Consider the following 16,360-nt stretch of genomic DNA (forward strand, 5'->3'; position numbering starts at 1 on the left):
TAGAAATACAACACTAATTCAAAAATAATGTTGTTTTTTTGCAACAGCGCCGCGCTAAAATCCAGCAAAGCCGCTCATAAATCACTCAAAAATCACCCAACTGACCTCGTGCAAATACAAACAAATCAACGTGTTGCACACCATTTTTGCGTAGCGACTTCGCCAACTGCCCCGCCGTTTGCCCTGTGGTAAAAATATCATCCACTAGCATAATTTTTGACGGTAACGGTCGATTAATCTGAAAATGGTGGTGATTTTTTTGTCGCGCGGCCTTGGGTAGCGTGGCTTGCTTGCGCTGATAAAATGGCAACGCCACGCTATCAGGCGCTAATACAGGTAACTGCCACGCGCTGGACAACCGCTGTGCAAATAACTGCGGCAGATTAAACCCACGCCGCATCAACCGCGCCGTGGGTATCGGCATGGCTAACAAATGATAATCGGTGACCCGTTGCGGCAATGGTTGCGGCAATGGTTGCGATTGCGATTGCGGGTGTTCCATGGCATAAATCGTTAATAAGTAATCAAGCGCGGCCAGCGCACCCACCTCACGACGGATTTTGGCACGAATAATCAGCGCGGCCAGCGTATCAACATACGTCCCGACAAATTGAATCGACGCAAACGCAGGCGGCGTCTGAATACAAGACTGACAACGCAGGGTTTGCGTAGGCGAAGGTAAGGCAACCCCGCACACACGACAAGCGACATCAGGCGATTGAATACCCGCACGACAGGCTTCACAAACGGGGTGATGGCTGACTGCTTCACAAATGGCGCAGCGCGATTGCAATAGCGCCTTCATGCGCTGCTGCAGGGTGGGTAGCACTTGTTGCCTGAATTGCTGGCTGAATGGTTGGCTTATCGTTTTTTTTAGTTTGCCACCGCTTTTTCGCCGTTTTTCCATTGACTTAACTCCACATTTCCTTACAATAACCGTCTGGCACTCACCAACCCCCCGCGCACCCATGCACTCACTATTAGAATTTTTACCCCTTGCAACGCTTGTTATCGGCTTTTTGCTCGGCAAAGCCATCAGCCCCGACGAAGCCATGATTTATCTATCCTATGGCGCCGCGATTGGCACCGTTTTGCAATTTGCTATCTACAAAATCACCAAACTACCAATGCAGAAAATGACGTTTTATACGGGCATTTTACTGCTGGTTTTTGCAACCGCTACCATTGTACTCAAAAATGACATCTTCATAAAATCTAAACTCACGATTATCCCGTGGGGGTTTGCGATTTTTTTCTATCTATACCCTATCTTCAAAGGACAAACGTTCTTACAGGATATGTTAGGCAGCCAAATCACACTCGCCAAAAAACACTGGTCGGTCGTTAATTGGGCCTGGATTATTTACAATGTCCTCGTGGGACTCATTAATGCGATTATTATGTGGAACATTGCGCTGGATTTACTATCCGATGATGCGTGGGTGATTTATCGCGTGGCGACGTTTGGCTCGTCGTTAGTTTTCGTCATTTTGCAGACCGTGTATATCTTTAAGTTTGGGCAATTCGACACCGCAGACAAACCCGCAGATAAACCCGCAGACAAGCCCCAAAACCAAGAATAACGTAAAGATAACGCAAAAATAACGCTGAATAAATAAAACCAGAAAACAGGATCGCTAACCATGTCTGAACATTCATCGACATCAACACCGACATCAACACCAACATCAACGCCAGCTGACGTCATGTCAGCCATGACGACCCGCTTAACAACGGCTTTTACCCCCACCCAGCTCGACATCATCGACGAATCACACCTACATATTGGCCATGCAGGCGCCCAATCTGGCAAAGGCCATTACGCCCTGACAATCACCAGCGAGGCCTTTGCAGGCAAAAGCCGTTTGCAATGTCACCGCATGATTTATCAAGCATTGGGCGAATTAATGCAAGACAACATCCACGCCCTCAGCATTAAAATTAACACCTAGTGTAGCGTACCTAGTGTAGCGTACCCAGCGCACCACACCCAGCACATTACTTTAAGGCAAAATTCAGCGCAACCTGCTGATTAGCAGTCACACCTGCCGGTCTTGGCTGATAGCGACCGACTTTCTTTACCGCCGCAACGGCCGCTTTGTCTAAATGCCGATTGCCCGAGCTTTGCACCACTCGCACCCCAGAAATATCCCCTTGCGCACCCAGCGTAAACGCTACCACCACACGACCCTCTGCACGAGCTTGGCTCGCACGTCTAGGGTAGCGCTTATTGCGCTCGATAGCTTGCCGCAACCCTGATTGATAAGCGGCTATCGCCTGTGGATTACTCGCCTGTGGATTACTCGCCTGTGGATTACTCGCCTGTGTGTTATTTTTTGCCTCAGCCTGCTTTTCGGTGCTCTTTTGCGCACTCTTTTGCGTACTTTTTTCGCTGCTTTGCGCATCGCGATCTAAACGAGACTGTTCAGCACGTTCTTTTTCGGCACGTTCTTTTTCGGCACGTTCTTTTTCGGCACGTTCTTTTTCGGCACGTTCTTTTTCGGCACGTTCTTTTTCGGCACGTTCTTTTTCGGCACGTTCTTTTTCGGCACGTTCTTTTTCGGCACGTTCTTTTTCAGCACGTTCTTTTTCAGCACGTTCTTTTTCGGCGCGTTCTTTTTCGGCGCGTTCTTTTTCGGCGCGTTCTTTTTCGGCGCGTTCCTTTTCGGCACGTTCCTTTTCAGCGCGTGCATCTCTGATGTGTAGTGCGCTTAGTGATAGCACCCGTTGCGCGACACTCGCCTCGCTGGGCTGCACCGACAAATCACGCCCCCACTGAATGCCAGCTATCGCTAAGCCAAAAACTAACATCGTTAGCAAAAAAGACAATCCGTAGCGTATTAGTGCCTGCTTCGTCGCGACTATTGTAGGCGATTTCTCGGCAACAGATTTTTCGGCAACATTCACAGGCAACCCAGTATCAGTTAGCGCGTTTCGGTCAATACCGACACCCGCGTCACGGCGTGTTGATTTAAAATATCTGTCACCCGAACAAATGCCTGAAACGGTGTGTCGGCATCAATTTTCAATGTCACCGATGCCGCCTCGGTTAATTGCGCCACCTGTTCATCTAGCGCTACCAGCGTGATAGGCGCATCGTCCAAATAATACTGCCCGTCTGCTGCAACGGTAATCAATACGTTTTTGCTTGCATCTGCTGGATCGGTGGTGCTAGTGGCACTGGACTCTGGCAAAGTGACTTCAATCTGGCCTTGCGAGACAAACGACGCCGTCATCAACACAATAGCCAACAAGACCAACATAATATCAATAAACGGAATGACATTCATTTGATCCACTTTTTTCATGTCAATTACCGCGTGGCGTGCTAAATTGGCTTAACCATTCGGATTTTTTCACCTCAACGCGGCGCAACAAACCGTTATATGCCATAATCGTTGGAATCGCCACCAAAATACCCACTGCCGTTGCCTTTAGCGCTAACGCCAAGCCAATCATAATTTGCCCCACGACAATCTGACCACCCGCCTCACCGATATCATAAAAGGTAATCAGGATGCCAACAACCGTCCCTAGCAACCCAACATAAGGCGCATTCGCCCCAATCGTAGACAATGTCGTCAGATGCTGGGTTAGCTGTCGATCTAGGGTATAAACATCATTAAAATCATGGATATTGATGCGCCAATAATAAATTAACCGCTCAATGGTGAGCCACACCGCAATAAACGCCATCACGCCTAAAGAACCCAAAATAGCATAATCAACGTAGTCTTTTAATAGGGCAATCCACTGCATAATAACAACCTAATAAGCTTTTGTTTTTTTAAATAATTTACCCTGCAACTGCGCCAAAATAATGCCAGTTAGAATCAAGGCAAAGCCGAGTAATATTTTAACCGTAACGCTTTCGCCCAAAAACATCACGCCAAAGACAAACGCAAATACCGCCTCGGTACTCATAATCAATGCTGCACTCGTCGCATCAATGTGGCGTTGTCCGACGATTTGCAAGGTAAAGGCAAATGCCCCCGAAATAATACCGGTATAAAGAATTGCATCACGAATCCCCCAAATCGTTTCCCAGCTAGGTAGGGTAAAATGCCCAAACAGCGCCAGCACGGCCATCGTGAAAAAACTCAACCCTGACACGGTAATCATTTGAATAATCGCCACATTGAGTACATTGCTATAGCGCGCAAAAATTGCCAACCATAATACCTGTGCCGCCCAACCCAACGCACAAAACAAGGTCATTACATCACCAATATTAAACGACAACTCAGCGTCTAACGTCCCGTCATGACTGCCTAAAAAATACACCCCGACAAAGGTAATCACAGCACCAATCCACACCTCTAGCGGGCAGCGCTGACGAATAAATAACGCCAGTATGGGCACCAATATCATATACAACGAGGTTAAAAACCCCGATTTACCCGCCGTCGTATAGGCGAGCCCCCATTGTTGTAAGTTAATACCAATGTACATAAAAAAACCCGCCGCACCACCAACCCACCACGCCGAATACTGCCGTTTTGCCGACTGCATCACCGCCGCGCTGGGCTGGAATAGTTTTTTGGGCAATAAGTAAAGCAACAACAAGGCAGGCACGGCAATGCCAAAGCGCAGGGCATTAAACGTCAGGGCATCGACCGTTTCTGCCGCGCCTTTTTGAAAGATAAATGCACTCCCCCAAATCATTGCCGTAACGAGCAACAACATCGCACCGTGCAGCCCTGCCAATCGTGATATCAATGACATAATATGTTTTTGGTGTTTTCGTATCGATTGTTAAAAACACCCCCTATTCTAAGCCACAATTTAACAAAGTCAACAAAAAACAAATCGTTGCTTAGCCGCACGCTCAGATACGGCCGCAACACGACTATGATTCAAGCCCTGTCGCATAGCCCTCGCGGTAACTGGGAAACATCAATTCAAGCCCTAACGCCCTAAGGCGCGCATTGCAACAGCGTTTGCCCTGCATGGTTTTGATAGCTTGTGCGGTAATAATCACTTGCTTTGTCGTGGCAATTGCGCTTTTTTCGGGCAGCATTTCCGCAGCTGCGGCTGATAATCCTACTGGCGATTCTTTAACAGCAAGTCTATTAGCAATATAATCATAGACTTCATGCAATGGCGCAGGGCAATCATCACTAGCCAAATACACCGAATCCAGTGCGTGACCTTGCCGCGCACGGCTTAATAACAAGACCAATGCAGCCACACAGTCGTTTTCGTGGATGCGGTTAGTCCAGTATGGTGGCGTGCGCTGTACTGGCGTGCCACGAGCGACGTTTTTCAGCATGCGATTGCGGGCATTACCATAAATCCCTGAAAATCTAACAATGACCGAATTCGGCAAGGCGGACTGCACCAAATCTTCGCCAAACAACAGCCACTTCGAGCGATAATCATGCGCGCTGGTTGGGCTGGCTTCATCCACCCATTCACCGTTATCTTGACCATAAACACGGGTCGATGAAACCAACACAAACAATGGGGCAGCCGATTGACGCACCGATTGTCGCGCCGATTGACGCGCCGCGCATTGCTGGGCGAATGTCACGGTATGCTGCAACATTGTCTCATAAACCGCTTGATACCCTGCGTCGCTGTATTCGCTAGGTGTCACGGTAAAGACTATCGCTTCTATCGTTGTATCGCCCGTTGCTTGCATCGCTGCATCAACCGTTACGCCATCCGTTACGCCATCCGTTACGCCATCCGTTACGCCATCCGTTACGCCATCCGTTACGCCATCCGTTACGCCATCCGTTACGCCATCCGTTACGCCATCCGTCACATCCAGCGCATCAAACGCCGTTGGCCGTTGCAAGTCGGCATAAATCATCTTAAACGGACTCGATATCGGCGTCCGCTTAATGCCCACCACCGACTGCCCTGCCGCACTCAGCGCGGTGCCTAACTGCATCCCCAACTGCCCACATCCTACCAATAAAATTGCCATTGCTTGATTGCCCCTGCTTTTTGTCGCACGCTGTTAATTAACGATTGAAAGTTGTACCAGACTCTTCCTAATATCCCCCCAAACCATTTCGCTGAAACTTACGATTTTAGCTTGGGGTTTTGTTGGTGGCGGTTATGATCGCGCTGTGTTTTTAGTGCCAGCTTCGCGTCAAATGCGACCTGTAAATCCACGCCCGTTTGATTTGCTAGACACAGCACGACAAACAGCACATCGGCTAATTCTTCGCCTAAATCCTTGTCTTTATCGCTGGGTTTTTCGCTTTGTTCGCCATAGCGCCTCGCAATGATACGCGCCACTTCACCGACCTCTTCGGTCAGTTGCGCCATATTGGTTAGCTCATTAAAGTAACGCACACCATGCGCTTTAATCCAATCATCGACGGCTTGTTGGGCATTTTCAATATTCATGTTATCCTGTCGTTAGTGTGTTTTATTCAATGGTTATTATTATCCCACGGTTATTTTATCCTAGGGTTTAACCACTCATCATATCATAGCATCTTAGACAAGACCGATACTAACAACGATACTAACACCCATGCTAACACCCATACTAACACCGACACCGATTCCACCGCCTATGCATTCAGATACCCCACACAACGACAAAAACAGTCAACACACAACCAACGCGCAATGCACTGAAACAACACTGACGCACTTTACCCCTAGCGGTGAAGCCCACATGGTCAGCATTAGCGATAAATCCGATAGTCACCGCCAAGCTATCGCCGAAGGTCAAATCCACGTCTCAGAAGCCGTACAACGCCTCATTATTGACCATGGCCACAAAAAAGGCGACGTCCTTGGGATTGCCCGCATCGCGGCTATCATGGCGGCCAAAAAAACAGCAGACATTATCCCGCTGTGCCACCCTATTCCCATTACCCATATCCACGTAGATTTTGATTACACCAGCACACAAATCATTCGCTGCACCGTCACCTGCGACACCATTGGCAAAACGGGCATCGAAATGGAGGCATTGACCGCGTGCAGCGCGGCGCTGCTCACCATATACGACATGTGCAAGGCTGTCGATAAATCCATGACCATTGAATCCATTCGTTTAGTCAAAAAAACGGGGGGGAAATCGGGGGATTTTTCGGCAACCGAATGCCAGTAACTGAATGTGACATTATTTCTGCTATACTGATAATCAATAGAACAATCTTTAACCATCTTTAGCCATCTTTAACCACTTTCAATAACCAAAGGACAAACCGCATGAAAATTGAATTTTACGGCGCCGCTTCGGGTACAGTGACTGGTTCTTGCCATATTTTGCACGTTGGACAGCATAAAATCTTACTCGATTGTGGCCTCATTCAAGGCTCGCGCCAGGCATTCGAGCAAAACCGTGAACCCTTTCCGTTTGAGCCCTCAGCCATTGATGCCGTAATTTTGTCTCATGCGCATATTGATCACTCTGGACGCCTACCGCGCTTAGTCAAAGAAGGCTACCACGGCACCATACATACACACAACGCGACCGTGGATTTATGTGAGATTCTATTCAAAGACTCCGCCAAACTCGCCCAATACGACGCCGAGCGTTACAACAAAAAAAACAAAGGCAAACGCCCGCTATACCCGCTGTATGATTTAAGCGATGTGGACGATACCCTAAAAAAGTTCAACGGGCATAGCTATCAAGCATGGTTTGAGCCTTTAGCAGGGATTAAAGTCCGTTTTCACGACGCAGGGCATATTTTGGGCTCAGCCATCGTCGAGCTCATCATTAACGAAGACGGCAACGAAAAAACCATCGTGTTTAGCGGCGATATTGGTCAGTTTAACTCACCCATTTTGCAAGACCCGACACTGCTTGAAAAAGCCGATATTGTCCTAATGGAATCGACCTACGGTGGCCGTGAACACAAAGCACGCGAAAACACCTATACCGAAATCGGCGAGATTATTGCCAGCGCCTCCGCTGACCAAGGCAACATCCTAATCCCTGCATTTTCAGTCGGCAGAACACAAGAAATCCTCTACCAACTCGTGGAGCACTACGATGAGTGGCAGATTGACAATTGGGCGACTTACCTCGACTCACCTATGGCGATTGAAGCCAGCAAAGTGTACTGGGACTTCAAACACCTGCATGACAATGATGCCAAGCGCCTACTGGGGGATTTTGGTAACAAAATACCGCTCCCCAACTATAAACGCACCGTCACACCCGCTGAGTCCAAGCACCTCAATACCATCGAATCGGGCTGTATTTTTATCGCAGGCTCGGGCATGTGTAACGGCGGTCGTATCATCCACCACCTCCGCCACAACATTACACGCCCCGAATGCCATGTCATTATTGTGGGTTACCAAGCAGGTGGCACGTTAGGTCGTCGTTTAGTCAATGGTGAAAAGCGCATCAAAATGTTTGGTGAATGGCTAGAGGTCAAGGCACAAATCCACACAGTAGGCGGTTTATCCGCACACGCTGACCAAGCCGATATGTTTAAGTGGTTAAGCCATTTCAAAACCAAACCCGATGTTTATTTGGTGCATGGCGAAGACGACAGCCGTCAGGCATTCAAAGACCACGTTGAGCAACATACCGACCTCACCGTACACTGCCCCGTCGCAGGTGACGTGGTGATGCTTGATGGCTAAGTACTTGATAGCTAATACTTGGTGGCTAATGAATTGATGTTCAATCACTTGATGACTAATCGTTTGGCATGAATAAAATCAATCAGATCAACCCAAATAAACTACTAAACAGTAAATGGACCGCGGTGACGCCGATAAATAAAGAAAAACACTTTTTAGTCTCTGATATTGAATTCAACGAAGCGGGCGCAGTCGTTTCGTGTTGCATTGAGGCCGTTATCTCAAAGCGAGTGATGCCTATCAACTGGCAAGATTTGCAAAACGAAAGTCTGTGGATTTATGGCTGGAAATAATGTGGCAATAACGCTGGCAATGGCGTGGCAATAACGTGAAAATTCGATAGTTTTGCCGATAGTATCGCCGACACTCTCACTAAAAATACGACCATAAATCACTCGCCCGCAGTGTTTTACCGCCCGCTTTATTGACGCTATGCCGTTTTTTCTCTGCACAATAATCATCCGCTGCTAACCCATGACGATAGACACCTTGTAGCGCGGCATCTAGCGGCGTATAGCCTTGCGCTAACAAGCCACTAATCACCCCCGCCAATACATCGCCCGTACCCGCCGTTGCCAAATTCACATTGCCACTTTCGTTAATCCAGACGCTATTGCCATCACTAATCAACGTACCCGCGCCTTTTAGTACCGCAATACAGCGATAAGTCTGCGCCAATTGCTTGACGATTGCTGGCTTATCTTGTCGCACGGCAGCAACCGTTATTTGTAATAATCTCGCGGCTTCACCCTCGTGTGGGGTTATTACCGCAATCGCGTTTTCCAAGCGATTGGCACTATGATTGTCACTATTAGCCAAATGATACAAGCCATCGGCATCAATTAATAATCGCTGGTTTGTAGTCAACCGTTCCGTCACGGTCTTAAACTGCGCCCAACCCCAATCGTCTCTCCCCAACCCTGGACCTAAGCAAATAGCGTTAAAGCAAATGGACGCGTCGATGGCATGTAAATCATGACAGCGCATCACCTCATACAGCGGCGTCCCATCGAGATGAAACTGCGATTGATAATCAGGGTGTGCGTATAGGCTAGATTTTCCTGCGCCGACTTTTAGCGCGCTGACCGCCGCGAGTGCTGCGCCCCCAAACATGCCTTGACCACCGCCGATGGTCAGTACGTGACCAAAGTCACCCTTGTGTTGATTGCCCGAGCTAAATCGCCTAGATTGACCAGATTGACCAGATTGCCTAGATTGGCCAGATTGATTAAGTTGTTGTTGCCGCCGTCGTTCGTCTGCACCACAGTGATATACGCGATGATATACGCAGTGATAGCGAACCACGGTTGCCTCGGCTAGATTTGCAGGCAGCACAGCCCCAAGCGTGGCAACCACGACCTGACCTGATAGCCCTTTGCCGTCTGCTGTGTGCAAACCGATTTTATCACCGATAAACGTCACCGTCATATCAGCCTGCACGGCATTTAGGTCAGCACCCTCAATACTGTCAATACTGTCAATGTCACCCGCCTCGTCTGCGACATCAGTATAAGCTTGCCCTGTATCACAGCGCAGACCACTCGGCACATCGACCGCGACCACTGCCGCCGCGTTAGCCTGATTAATGGCACGAATTGCCCATTGTGCGTCACCTGTCGGTGGCCTATCCAGCCCAATACCGAATATTGCATCGATAATGACATCGGTGGGTTGGCTTTGCCACTTCGCGACAGGCACGATCGGCACGCCACTGTCTTGCGCCATTTGATACGCTTGTGCGGCATCGCCTGTGAACGGTGGCAATGATTGTGAACGTGGCTGATCAAACACCGTGTAGCAAATAACCGCCTGCCCTTGTTGTTTTAATCGTGCTGCCAGCACTAGTCCGTCACCCGCGTTATTACCGCAACCCAATACCACACGATATGTGCCTCTATTCTCAGCTCTATTCTCAGTTATATTTTCGGCTGCATTTTCGTCCACATTGTCTGTTAAGTGTTTTGCTAGCGGAAAACATTCATTGATGACCGTTAACAACGCCTCAGCAGCGCGTTGCATAATCGCAAAGCTATCGTGGTGTGCAAATAATTGGGTTTCGCCTTGACGAATTTGCGCGGCATCGTACAGAGGCGTTTCAACGCGTTGCATCACCGCAACCCATCCGCCGCTGTCGATTCTAAGTGCAGTTTCTCAGGCAGTTTCTCAGGCACAGGAATACCAAAGGGCATCAAATAGCGCGCCCAATCAAATGACGGCCCCGGATCTGTTTTGCGGTCTGGCGCGATATGTTCATGCCCGACAATATGCGTACCGATGGCAGGATAGTGCGCCACCAAGGCTTGCGTTAGTGCTTGTAACGCAGCGTACTGCCCGTAACGATACGCAACATCGCCCGTGCCTTCTAATTCAATCCCGATAGCAAAATCATTACAGTGAGTACGACCTTGATAACTAGACTGCCCCGCATGCCATGCACGGTCATTAAAATTGACCAACTGGACAATCTCGCCATTGCGGCGAATCAAGCAATGCGCCGATACACGCATATCGGCGATTTGTGCATAAAATGGGTGCTGTGTTGTATCTAGCCTGTTGGTGAAGAAGTCACACACGGCATTGCCACCAAACACCCCAGGTGGTAACGAAATATGGTGAATCACTAATAACGAAACACCGCAAGGCCGCGCATCAAAATTAGGCGAAGGGCAATGCTTCACGGCGTGGGCGCGGGCAATCCAGCCATCGTCAATCGACAATACCGACGAGGGCAATTGCTGATTGAATGATAATGGATTAAATGGCATGGCTAGGTTTATCACCGTTTGGGTCTCTAATCGACAGTATACCGTCTTACGATACCACCAATCTCGATAAGATTCAAAGTCTGTTGACAGGCCTCAGCTAATCACTCAACCAGCCTCGTTTTTTACTAATGCTTTTTACTAATGCGACTTTTTTATTCTGCGATTAAATCCAACGAATCCTAACAAACTCGCCAAAAACACAAGCCCTAACCATGGCATTGTGGGAATAGACGCCACTTCAGATACACCAACCCCATAACCCTGCCAGCCATTGCGAGAGGCATCCCAAACGAACAACTGACCATTAGTAAATCCCATCCCATAACTAAACGGCACCGATATATCCAAAATCGACGTACCGACATAGGCACCAGACAAATCAAAAATCACTGCTGTGTTGTTGCTACTATCCAGCACAATGAGCCAGCCATCCGGCTCTGAAAAACCTAGCGAGTAACTAGACAAAGTGCCTATCCCAGCAGCAGCGGTGTCTAGTGTGATGGTATTAGACAGGCTACCGTCCACCCTGCTGACCACGTTGACGGTATTGCCTGTATTACGCGAATAAAACACGTTATTACCACTATCGTACGCAGGCATCGTCTGTTGACCATCGTTACCAGGCATATTGGGCAACAACGTCGATGTTCCCCCAGTATAAAAGCCACTACCATCGAGCTGAGACTCGATTAGCCCTCGCCCAGTGCCGCCAGAAACAGCATTAAAAGTAACGACTTCGAGCAACCCACTATTGGCGTTAAAGTTCCAGCTGCGCACATCAATATTAATTGGTGCGATGCTGTTGACAATATTCCCATTTTCATCATAGACTGAGGCCTGCGCGCTAGGAAAACCGCCACTAGAAGCATAATACTGGTCAAAACCCGGATGATAAGTTACGTTCATCGGCGTACCAAAGCTGCCCGGACCTTGAGGCAGAAAAATGGTCCTATTTGCATTGGTAGGGATTTGCGCCTGCGCCACTTGCCCAAATAAGACCAGTACGGTCAACGAGATGAGTGGCAACACGCGCCGTAGCACCCGTAATTGACTGAGTTTTTGCTTAATCGTACCAGTTATTGCACCAGTTGTCGTATGCATTGTCATATTCATTGAAATCCCCTATTGTTTATTCGTGTTATTATTCTTATTTATCGTTTATGATGAAGTCTCGCATTGATTGCCGCATTGATTGCCGCATTGATTGTCGTATTAATTAGTGCGTTGATTAGATTGCGATTATCGACTTCGCTTGTTTGTCAATAATAAAACCATTTAACATTATAAACCCAATCACCCATCAGTGGTACTTTTTTTACTACAAGTTAACAAATAGATAGTCCTCTTAGGTTGCTAGAAGGCGCTGACAGATGCATCCACAGATGCGTTCACAGGGGTTGCATCACACCCACAGCCATGCTATAAAGATGCCATCAAGATGCTAAAAGGCACTAAACACAGTGGCACGGTCATTTTACGCCTAGCAACCCATAACACCCATAACACCACACCTATAACCCCCATAACGTTCATACAACTATACACCCATCATATTATGTCATCATCTACCGCATCTAACCTGTCTGCGCAACACACCATCGACATTATCACCGACAGCCTGCCGGCGACCGTCGAGACCACGGCGCTCAGTGCCACAGGCGAAACACAGACCACGCTATTGGTCCAAGAACACCCCTTGACCCTATACCTTAATCGCGTGGAAATTGTCACCCTGATGACGATGGGTAACGAGCCGCATTACTTAGTGGTTGGCTTTTTGCTGCACCAACATTTAATCGAATCCGTCGATGATATTAGCGCAATCCATATCGATTGGTCCGTCCACAGCGCCGCGGTTTCTGCCAAAACTACCCAACAAATCGAAGAAAAAACAAACAGCCGCGTGGTCACCTCAGGCTGCGGGCAAGGCACGATGTTTAGCCATGTCATGGATAATTTGCCGTCATTTTCCAAGCACAATACCACCATCACCACCGCCCAAATTTACGAACTATTAGCCCAACTTGCCCACGAAAATACCATTTATCGCCAAGCAGGTGCCGTGCATAGCTGTGCGCTGTGTACCCACGACAGCGTTATCAAATCGGTAGAAGACGTTGGGCGGCACAATGCCATTGACGCACTCGGTGGCTACATCGCACTAGAAAGCCCTCAACAAAAACCCACCGTCATGTACACCACTGGGCGATTAACCTCCGAAATGGTGATAAAAACCGTACAAATGCAGATTCCGATTTTGCTATCACGCTCAGGAGCAACGGCAATGGGGGTAGCGGTTGGCAAAGCCGCAGGCGTGATGCTAATTTCACGTGCGAAAGGGCGTAGCTTTAGTGTCCTAACCGAGCCGCAGCGCTTAGTCATTCACCAGACAGAATAAGCAAAAGTAAGCGGAAATAAGTGCGTTAAAGGCGCGTTAAAATAGTGTTAAGGCAATAGCCGACCTTGCAATCGAACTTCAAGCGTATCTGGTGCGACTTGACGACCAAAAAACGACAACAATGGGGCGTATTGCGCCACCGCTTCACCCGTTAACTGACCGCTGGTACGATAACGTTTACCGTCAATCTCGCTTTGCAAAAATAGCGATAGCGCCTCGTCTGCGCTGATTGTCAATACAATATCCTGCGCTTCAGATAGCTGTGGTTCACGCGTGGCTAAATCAACCCGATTCAATACGATCTGATCAAAAAACTGTAGCCCCGTTGCCTGCCCCTCAACCGACAAATAGCGCAATGCCCCCGCGCGAATATCTGCCCTCGCCAAACGCACGTTGAGCGTGGCATCAATCCCCGCTGGCAACTGCAACCAATCTAACCACGGCCGTGCGGCAGCTAACTGACCTGTCAATTGCCCGTTAGCTACGGTGATGCCACCTTGATGCAAGGTGACTTCAGCGCTCAAGGCAAACGGTGATTCGCACGCCACATGATAGCGCAATCGCCAGTGCCACTGCTGGGAGTATTCACAAGTCAGTGGATAACGCTGCCCTGATATTTCCACGCCCTGCCACCCGCCTTGGCGTAGCGTACCTGTCGGCTGGACTAGCTGTATTTCTGCTCCTATGCCGTTTTGCGTACCCTGTTGCATACCCTGTTGCATACCCCATTGGCTGACCCACGATAATGGCGCACGCCAAAATAAAAACAACACCAAGCACAGCAAAAAAAACAACGCATAACCGACCGTGATAAGGATACGGCTTTGGCGCCGATTCAATAGGTTTAATGCCTTTAGTGCGTCAATTGGCATTGGCAATCACCGTCAGAATGATTTTACCACCATGTTCAACGGAATTATTACCAGCGGGATTATTGCCAACGGCTTCAACGCCCTCAACGGCTTCAGCATCAACAATCTCCATACTAACCACCGCAACGGGCGCGAGTGCCAGTAGTAGCGTCTTGGCCTGGGTAATCGACAACGGCGCTGTCTGTACGCCACGACTGCCGTCCGCGAGTGGCTGCGCACTGACCTCGTGTTGCGCTAGTATTTCCGCGACTGACAAGGGCGCTAAAATGCCGTGAAATTCATTAATCGTCGCCGCCATTGCTTTCATTTCAGCCAATTGGGTTTGCCGTGCCGCTGTGTTTTGTTGTAATTGCGCGGTGCGTTTTTGCAACGGCTCTAGCCAGACAAAATACCAACCCATCAGTAGCAGTAGTCCGCCGCCAACCCCGAGTACGATTTTTTCACGCTGCGCTAACTGCTGCCACCACGCTACCATGTAATCACCCATTGCTGGCTGTTCTGTTGCCCGTTTTGCTGCACGTTTTGTTGAACAGCTTGCTGCCACAAAAACCCCGATTCAGTCAACGCCGTTTGTACCGCTTCATCCAACACACCCACCAGCGTCACTTGCCGCACACTTAAATCCACCGATAGACGGTCAATTTCCACCCGCCCTTGCCCAAACAAGGCATCTAATTGAATCAGTTTTTGCAGTGCATGTGAACTAATTTGCCGTTGCGCCACCTGCATCCGTGTATAAGGATCATCGGGGCGCGCATTGGGTAATACCTGCTTGAGTAATGTGGCTTGCTCGGCAGTCACTGCGGATAAGGCGGTTTGCGCCTGCTGATACGAAAATAACGCATTCCCCGTCAAACTCGCGATAATCAAACCACCCAACATTAACCAGCGCCTAATGGGTCGTTTTTTTGCGCTTTGTTGCTGTGTTGGCCACAGATTTGGTAACGATTTTAATCGCGATGGCTGCAACGCATCAAACAATCCAGCCCCGCCCTGCGCTAGGTTCTGCGGTAGGTTCTGCGGTAGGTTCTGTGTTAAATATTGCGCCAAATCAACCATCGGCTGCGGTGTCAACGATAAGTGCCGCGCCCATGCCTCAAATGGTGCAGCCTCCATCGCCATTATTTCTTCACTGGACACCACATAAATCAACGGGGCGTATTCATACACGGCATGCGTGTTTGCCTCTGTGTTTGCCTCTGTGTGTACCTCTGTATGCAAGTCTGTGGGCGGCAGCAACTGCCAACCTAAAGGCAAAAAATAAAGCCCCTTAACCCGTGGTCTAATCTGCGAAAAACGTTGTTTTAACGTATCAATTCGTGCCTTTTCTATCCACGACACCCACATATCGCCCTGTGACTTGTCGCTCTGTATTTTGCCACCTTGCACTTTGCCACCTTGCACTCTCGCATGGGCAAAGGTATACGCCTCAACGCCATGCAATAAATCCTTTTCCATCGCGGCGGGAATTATTTTTTCTAGCAATCGATCATCCTGAACGGGCTGGGTGAACCGTTTGCTGGTAATAAATAACGAGTCGAATAAATAAACATCCGTACGATGATAGTCTGTGTTGCTATCCACGTTGCCCATATCCACGCCATTCGCGCCCACACCAAGCATCTCAAACAGGGCTGCATCATCTATTATACGGACGGTCTGATTGATACCGTCGTATAACCGCACGTGGTTATCACTCACGATTTCAACGCCTAGAAATTGACGAAAGAGTTTACTCACAAGAATTCATT

Annotated in this window: 19 protein-coding genes; 6 read left to right on the plus strand and 13 right to left on the minus strand. The window is 48.8% G+C overall.

The window, feature by feature from the left end; all coding sequences use genetic code 11:
* Window positions 1–85 precede the first annotated feature (85 nt).
* Entirely contained in the window at window positions 86–907 is an 822-nt protein-coding gene (locus GCU85_RS02690; protein ID WP_218110491.1) for a ComF family protein, read from the minus strand.
* A gap of 61 nt (window positions 908–968) precedes the next feature.
* On the opposite strand from GCU85_RS02690, the gene GCU85_RS02695 reads away from it, so the two are divergent.
* Both GCU85_RS02695 and GCU85_RS02700 read left to right on the plus strand, forming a co-directional pair.
* Entirely contained in the window at window positions 969–1,583 is a 615-nt protein-coding gene (locus GCU85_RS02695) for an inner membrane-spanning protein YciB (protein WP_218110492.1), read from the plus strand.
* Between the two features lie 123 nt (window positions 1,584–1,706).
* Window positions 1,707–1,952, plus strand: coding sequence for a BolA family protein (locus tag GCU85_RS02700; RefSeq protein WP_407944965.1), 246 nt, complete (start codon window positions 1,707–1,709; stop codon window positions 1,950–1,952).
* A 46-nt stretch (window positions 1,953–1,998) separates the two neighbouring features.
* Here the strand turns inward: GCU85_RS02700 and tolA are convergent, their stop codons facing one another.
* The 6 genes from tolA to GCU85_RS02730 all read right to left on the minus strand — a co-directional run bounded on the left by tolA (window position 1,999) and on the right by GCU85_RS02730 (window position 6,363).
* Window positions 1,999–2,907, minus strand: coding sequence for a cell envelope integrity protein TolA (tolA, locus tag GCU85_RS02705; RefSeq protein ID WP_152809089.1), 909 nt, complete (start codon window positions 2,905–2,907; stop codon window positions 1,999–2,001).
* 17 nt (window positions 2,908–2,924) lie between these two features.
* Window positions 2,925–3,308 (minus strand): TonB system transport protein ExbD, encoded by a 384-nt coding sequence (gene exbD, locus GCU85_RS02710; protein ID WP_152809091.1) that lies wholly within the window; start codon window positions 3,306–3,308, stop codon window positions 2,925–2,927.
* A gap of 1 nt (window position 3,309) precedes the next feature.
* Complete coding sequence (gene exbB, locus GCU85_RS02715) at window positions 3,310–3,762, minus strand: TonB-system energizer ExbB (RefSeq protein ID WP_407944966.1); 453 nt, start codon at window positions 3,760–3,762, stop codon at window positions 3,310–3,312.
* A gap of 6 nt (window positions 3,763–3,768) precedes the next feature.
* A complete protein-coding gene (locus GCU85_RS02720; protein WP_152809095.1) occupies window positions 3,769–4,725 on the minus strand; it encodes a DMT family transporter in 957 nt (318 codons plus the stop codon).
* A gap of 124 nt (window positions 4,726–4,849) precedes the next feature.
* On the minus strand, window positions 4,850–5,935 hold the full coding sequence (locus GCU85_RS02725) for a Rossmann-fold NAD(P)-binding domain-containing protein (protein WP_152809097.1): 1,086 nt from the start codon (window positions 5,933–5,935) through the stop codon (window positions 4,850–4,852).
* A 98-nt stretch (window positions 5,936–6,033) separates the two neighbouring features.
* A complete protein-coding gene (locus GCU85_RS02730) occupies window positions 6,034–6,363 on the minus strand; it encodes a nucleotide pyrophosphohydrolase (protein WP_152809099.1) in 330 nt (109 codons plus the stop codon).
* A 130-nt stretch (window positions 6,364–6,493) separates the two neighbouring features.
* Here GCU85_RS02730 and moaC point away from each other — a divergent pair, with 130 nt between their 5' ends.
* The 3 genes from moaC (at window position 6,494) to GCU85_RS02745 (ending at window position 8,867) form a co-directional block, all read left to right on the plus strand.
* Window positions 6,494–7,081 carry a cyclic pyranopterin monophosphate synthase MoaC gene (moaC, locus tag GCU85_RS02735; protein WP_268965598.1) on the plus strand — a complete coding sequence of 196 codons (588 nt, stop codon included), beginning with the start codon at window positions 6,494–6,496 and terminating at the stop codon, window positions 7,079–7,081.
* 101 nt (window positions 7,082–7,182) lie between these two features.
* Window positions 7,183–8,574, plus strand: a complete 1,392-nt coding sequence (locus tag GCU85_RS02740; RefSeq protein WP_152809101.1) for an MBL fold metallo-hydrolase RNA specificity domain-containing protein — start codon at window positions 7,183–7,185, stop codon at window positions 8,572–8,574.
* 77 nt (window positions 8,575–8,651) lie between these two features.
* Window positions 8,652–8,867: a TIGR02450 family Trp-rich protein gene (locus GCU85_RS02745; protein WP_407944967.1), complete on the plus strand. Its 216-nt coding sequence runs from the start codon at window positions 8,652–8,654 to the stop codon at window positions 8,865–8,867.
* Window positions 8,868–8,946: 79 nt separating this feature from the next.
* On the opposite strand, the gene GCU85_RS02750 is transcribed toward GCU85_RS02745, so the two are convergent.
* From GCU85_RS02750 to GCU85_RS02760, 3 genes are all read right to left on the minus strand, one after another.
* On the minus strand, window positions 8,947–10,683 hold the full coding sequence (locus GCU85_RS02750; protein ID WP_152809105.1) for an NAD(P)H-hydrate dehydratase: 1,737 nt from the start codon (window positions 10,681–10,683) through the stop codon (window positions 8,947–8,949).
* On the minus strand, window positions 10,683–11,291 hold the full coding sequence (gene ampD / locus GCU85_RS02755; protein WP_407944968.1) for a 1,6-anhydro-N-acetylmuramyl-L-alanine amidase AmpD: 609 nt from the start codon (window positions 11,289–11,291) through the stop codon (window positions 10,683–10,685). The genes GCU85_RS02750 and ampD overlap by 1 nt, the downstream gene beginning before the upstream one ends.
* 186 nt (window positions 11,292–11,477) lie before the next feature.
* Window positions 11,478–12,452 (minus strand): hypothetical protein, encoded by a 975-nt coding sequence (locus GCU85_RS02760; RefSeq protein WP_152809109.1) that lies wholly within the window; start codon window positions 12,450–12,452, stop codon window positions 11,478–11,480.
* A 442-nt stretch (window positions 12,453–12,894) separates the two neighbouring features.
* On the opposite strand from GCU85_RS02760, the gene fdhD reads away from it, so the two are divergent.
* Window positions 12,895–13,737, plus strand: a complete 843-nt coding sequence (gene fdhD, locus GCU85_RS02765) for a formate dehydrogenase accessory sulfurtransferase FdhD (RefSeq protein ID WP_218110494.1) — start codon at window positions 12,895–12,897, stop codon at window positions 13,735–13,737.
* 47 nt (window positions 13,738–13,784) lie between these two features.
* On the opposite strand, the gene GCU85_RS02770 is transcribed toward fdhD, so the two are convergent.
* From GCU85_RS02770 to GCU85_RS02780, 3 genes are read right to left on the minus strand one after another with little or no spacing between them, the layout of a single operon-like run.
* Complete coding sequence (locus tag GCU85_RS02770) at window positions 13,785–14,609, minus strand: hypothetical protein (RefSeq protein WP_152809113.1); 825 nt, start codon at window positions 14,607–14,609, stop codon at window positions 13,785–13,787.
* Window positions 14,599–15,084 (minus strand): type II secretion system protein GspM, encoded by a 486-nt coding sequence (gene gspM, locus GCU85_RS02775; RefSeq protein ID WP_218110495.1) that lies wholly within the window; start codon window positions 15,082–15,084, stop codon window positions 14,599–14,601. The genes GCU85_RS02770 and gspM overlap by 11 nt, the downstream gene beginning before the upstream one ends.
* A complete protein-coding gene (locus GCU85_RS02780; RefSeq protein ID WP_152809118.1) occupies window positions 15,078–16,349 on the minus strand; it encodes a hypothetical protein in 1,272 nt (423 codons plus the stop codon). The genes gspM and GCU85_RS02780 overlap by 7 nt, the downstream gene beginning before the upstream one ends.
* Window positions 16,350–16,360: the final 11 nt, after the last annotated feature.

Source organism: Ostreibacterium oceani, assembly GCF_009362845.1.
GTDB lineage: Bacteria > Pseudomonadota > Gammaproteobacteria > Cardiobacteriales > Ostreibacteriaceae > Ostreibacterium > Ostreibacterium oceani.

What these genes read in the sequence shown, in the direction of transcription:
- GCU85_RS02690 (WP_218110491.1), bottom strand. Translation starts at nt 907, where the DNA reads ATGGAAAAACGGCGAAAAAGCGGTGGCAAACTAAAAAAAACGATAAGC.
- GCU85_RS02695 (WP_218110492.1), top strand. Translation starts at nt 969, where the DNA reads ATGCACTCACTATTAGAATTTTTACCCCTTGCAACGCTTGTTATCGGC.
- GCU85_RS02700 (WP_407944965.1), top strand. Translation starts at nt 1,707, where the DNA reads ATGTCAGCCATGACGACCCGCTTAACAACGGCTTTTACCCCCACCCAG.
- exbD (WP_152809091.1), bottom strand. Translation starts at nt 3,308, where the DNA reads ATGAAAAAAGTGGATCAAATGAATGTCATTCCGTTTATTGATATTATG.
- GCU85_RS02720 (WP_152809095.1), bottom strand. Translation starts at nt 4,725, where the DNA reads ATGTCATTGATATCACGATTGGCAGGGCTGCACGGTGCGATGTTGTTG.
- GCU85_RS02725 (WP_152809097.1), bottom strand. Translation starts at nt 5,935, where the DNA reads ATGGCAATTTTATTGGTAGGATGTGGGCAGTTGGGGATGCAGTTAGGC.
- GCU85_RS02730 (WP_152809099.1), bottom strand. Translation starts at nt 6,363, where the DNA reads ATGAATATTGAAAATGCCCAACAAGCCGTCGATGATTGGATTAAAGCG.
- moaC (WP_268965598.1), top strand. Translation starts at nt 6,494, where the DNA reads ATGCTAACACCCATACTAACACCGACACCGATTCCACCGCCTATGCAT.
- GCU85_RS02740 (WP_152809101.1), top strand. Translation starts at nt 7,183, where the DNA reads ATGAAAATTGAATTTTACGGCGCCGCTTCGGGTACAGTGACTGGTTCT.
- GCU85_RS02750 (WP_152809105.1), bottom strand. Translation starts at nt 10,683, where the DNA reads ATGCAACGCGTTGAAACGCCTCTGTACGATGCCGCGCAAATTCGTCAA.
- GCU85_RS02760 (WP_152809109.1), bottom strand. Translation starts at nt 12,452, where the DNA reads ATGAATATGACAATGCATACGACAACTGGTGCAATAACTGGTACGATT.
- fdhD (WP_218110494.1), top strand. Translation starts at nt 12,895, where the DNA reads ATGTCATCATCTACCGCATCTAACCTGTCTGCGCAACACACCATCGAC.
- GCU85_RS02770 (WP_152809113.1), bottom strand. Translation starts at nt 14,609, where the DNA reads ATGCCAATTGACGCACTAAAGGCATTAAACCTATTGAATCGGCGCCAA.
- gspM (WP_218110495.1), bottom strand. Translation starts at nt 15,084, where the DNA reads ATGGTAGCGTGGTGGCAGCAGTTAGCGCAGCGTGAAAAAATCGTACTC.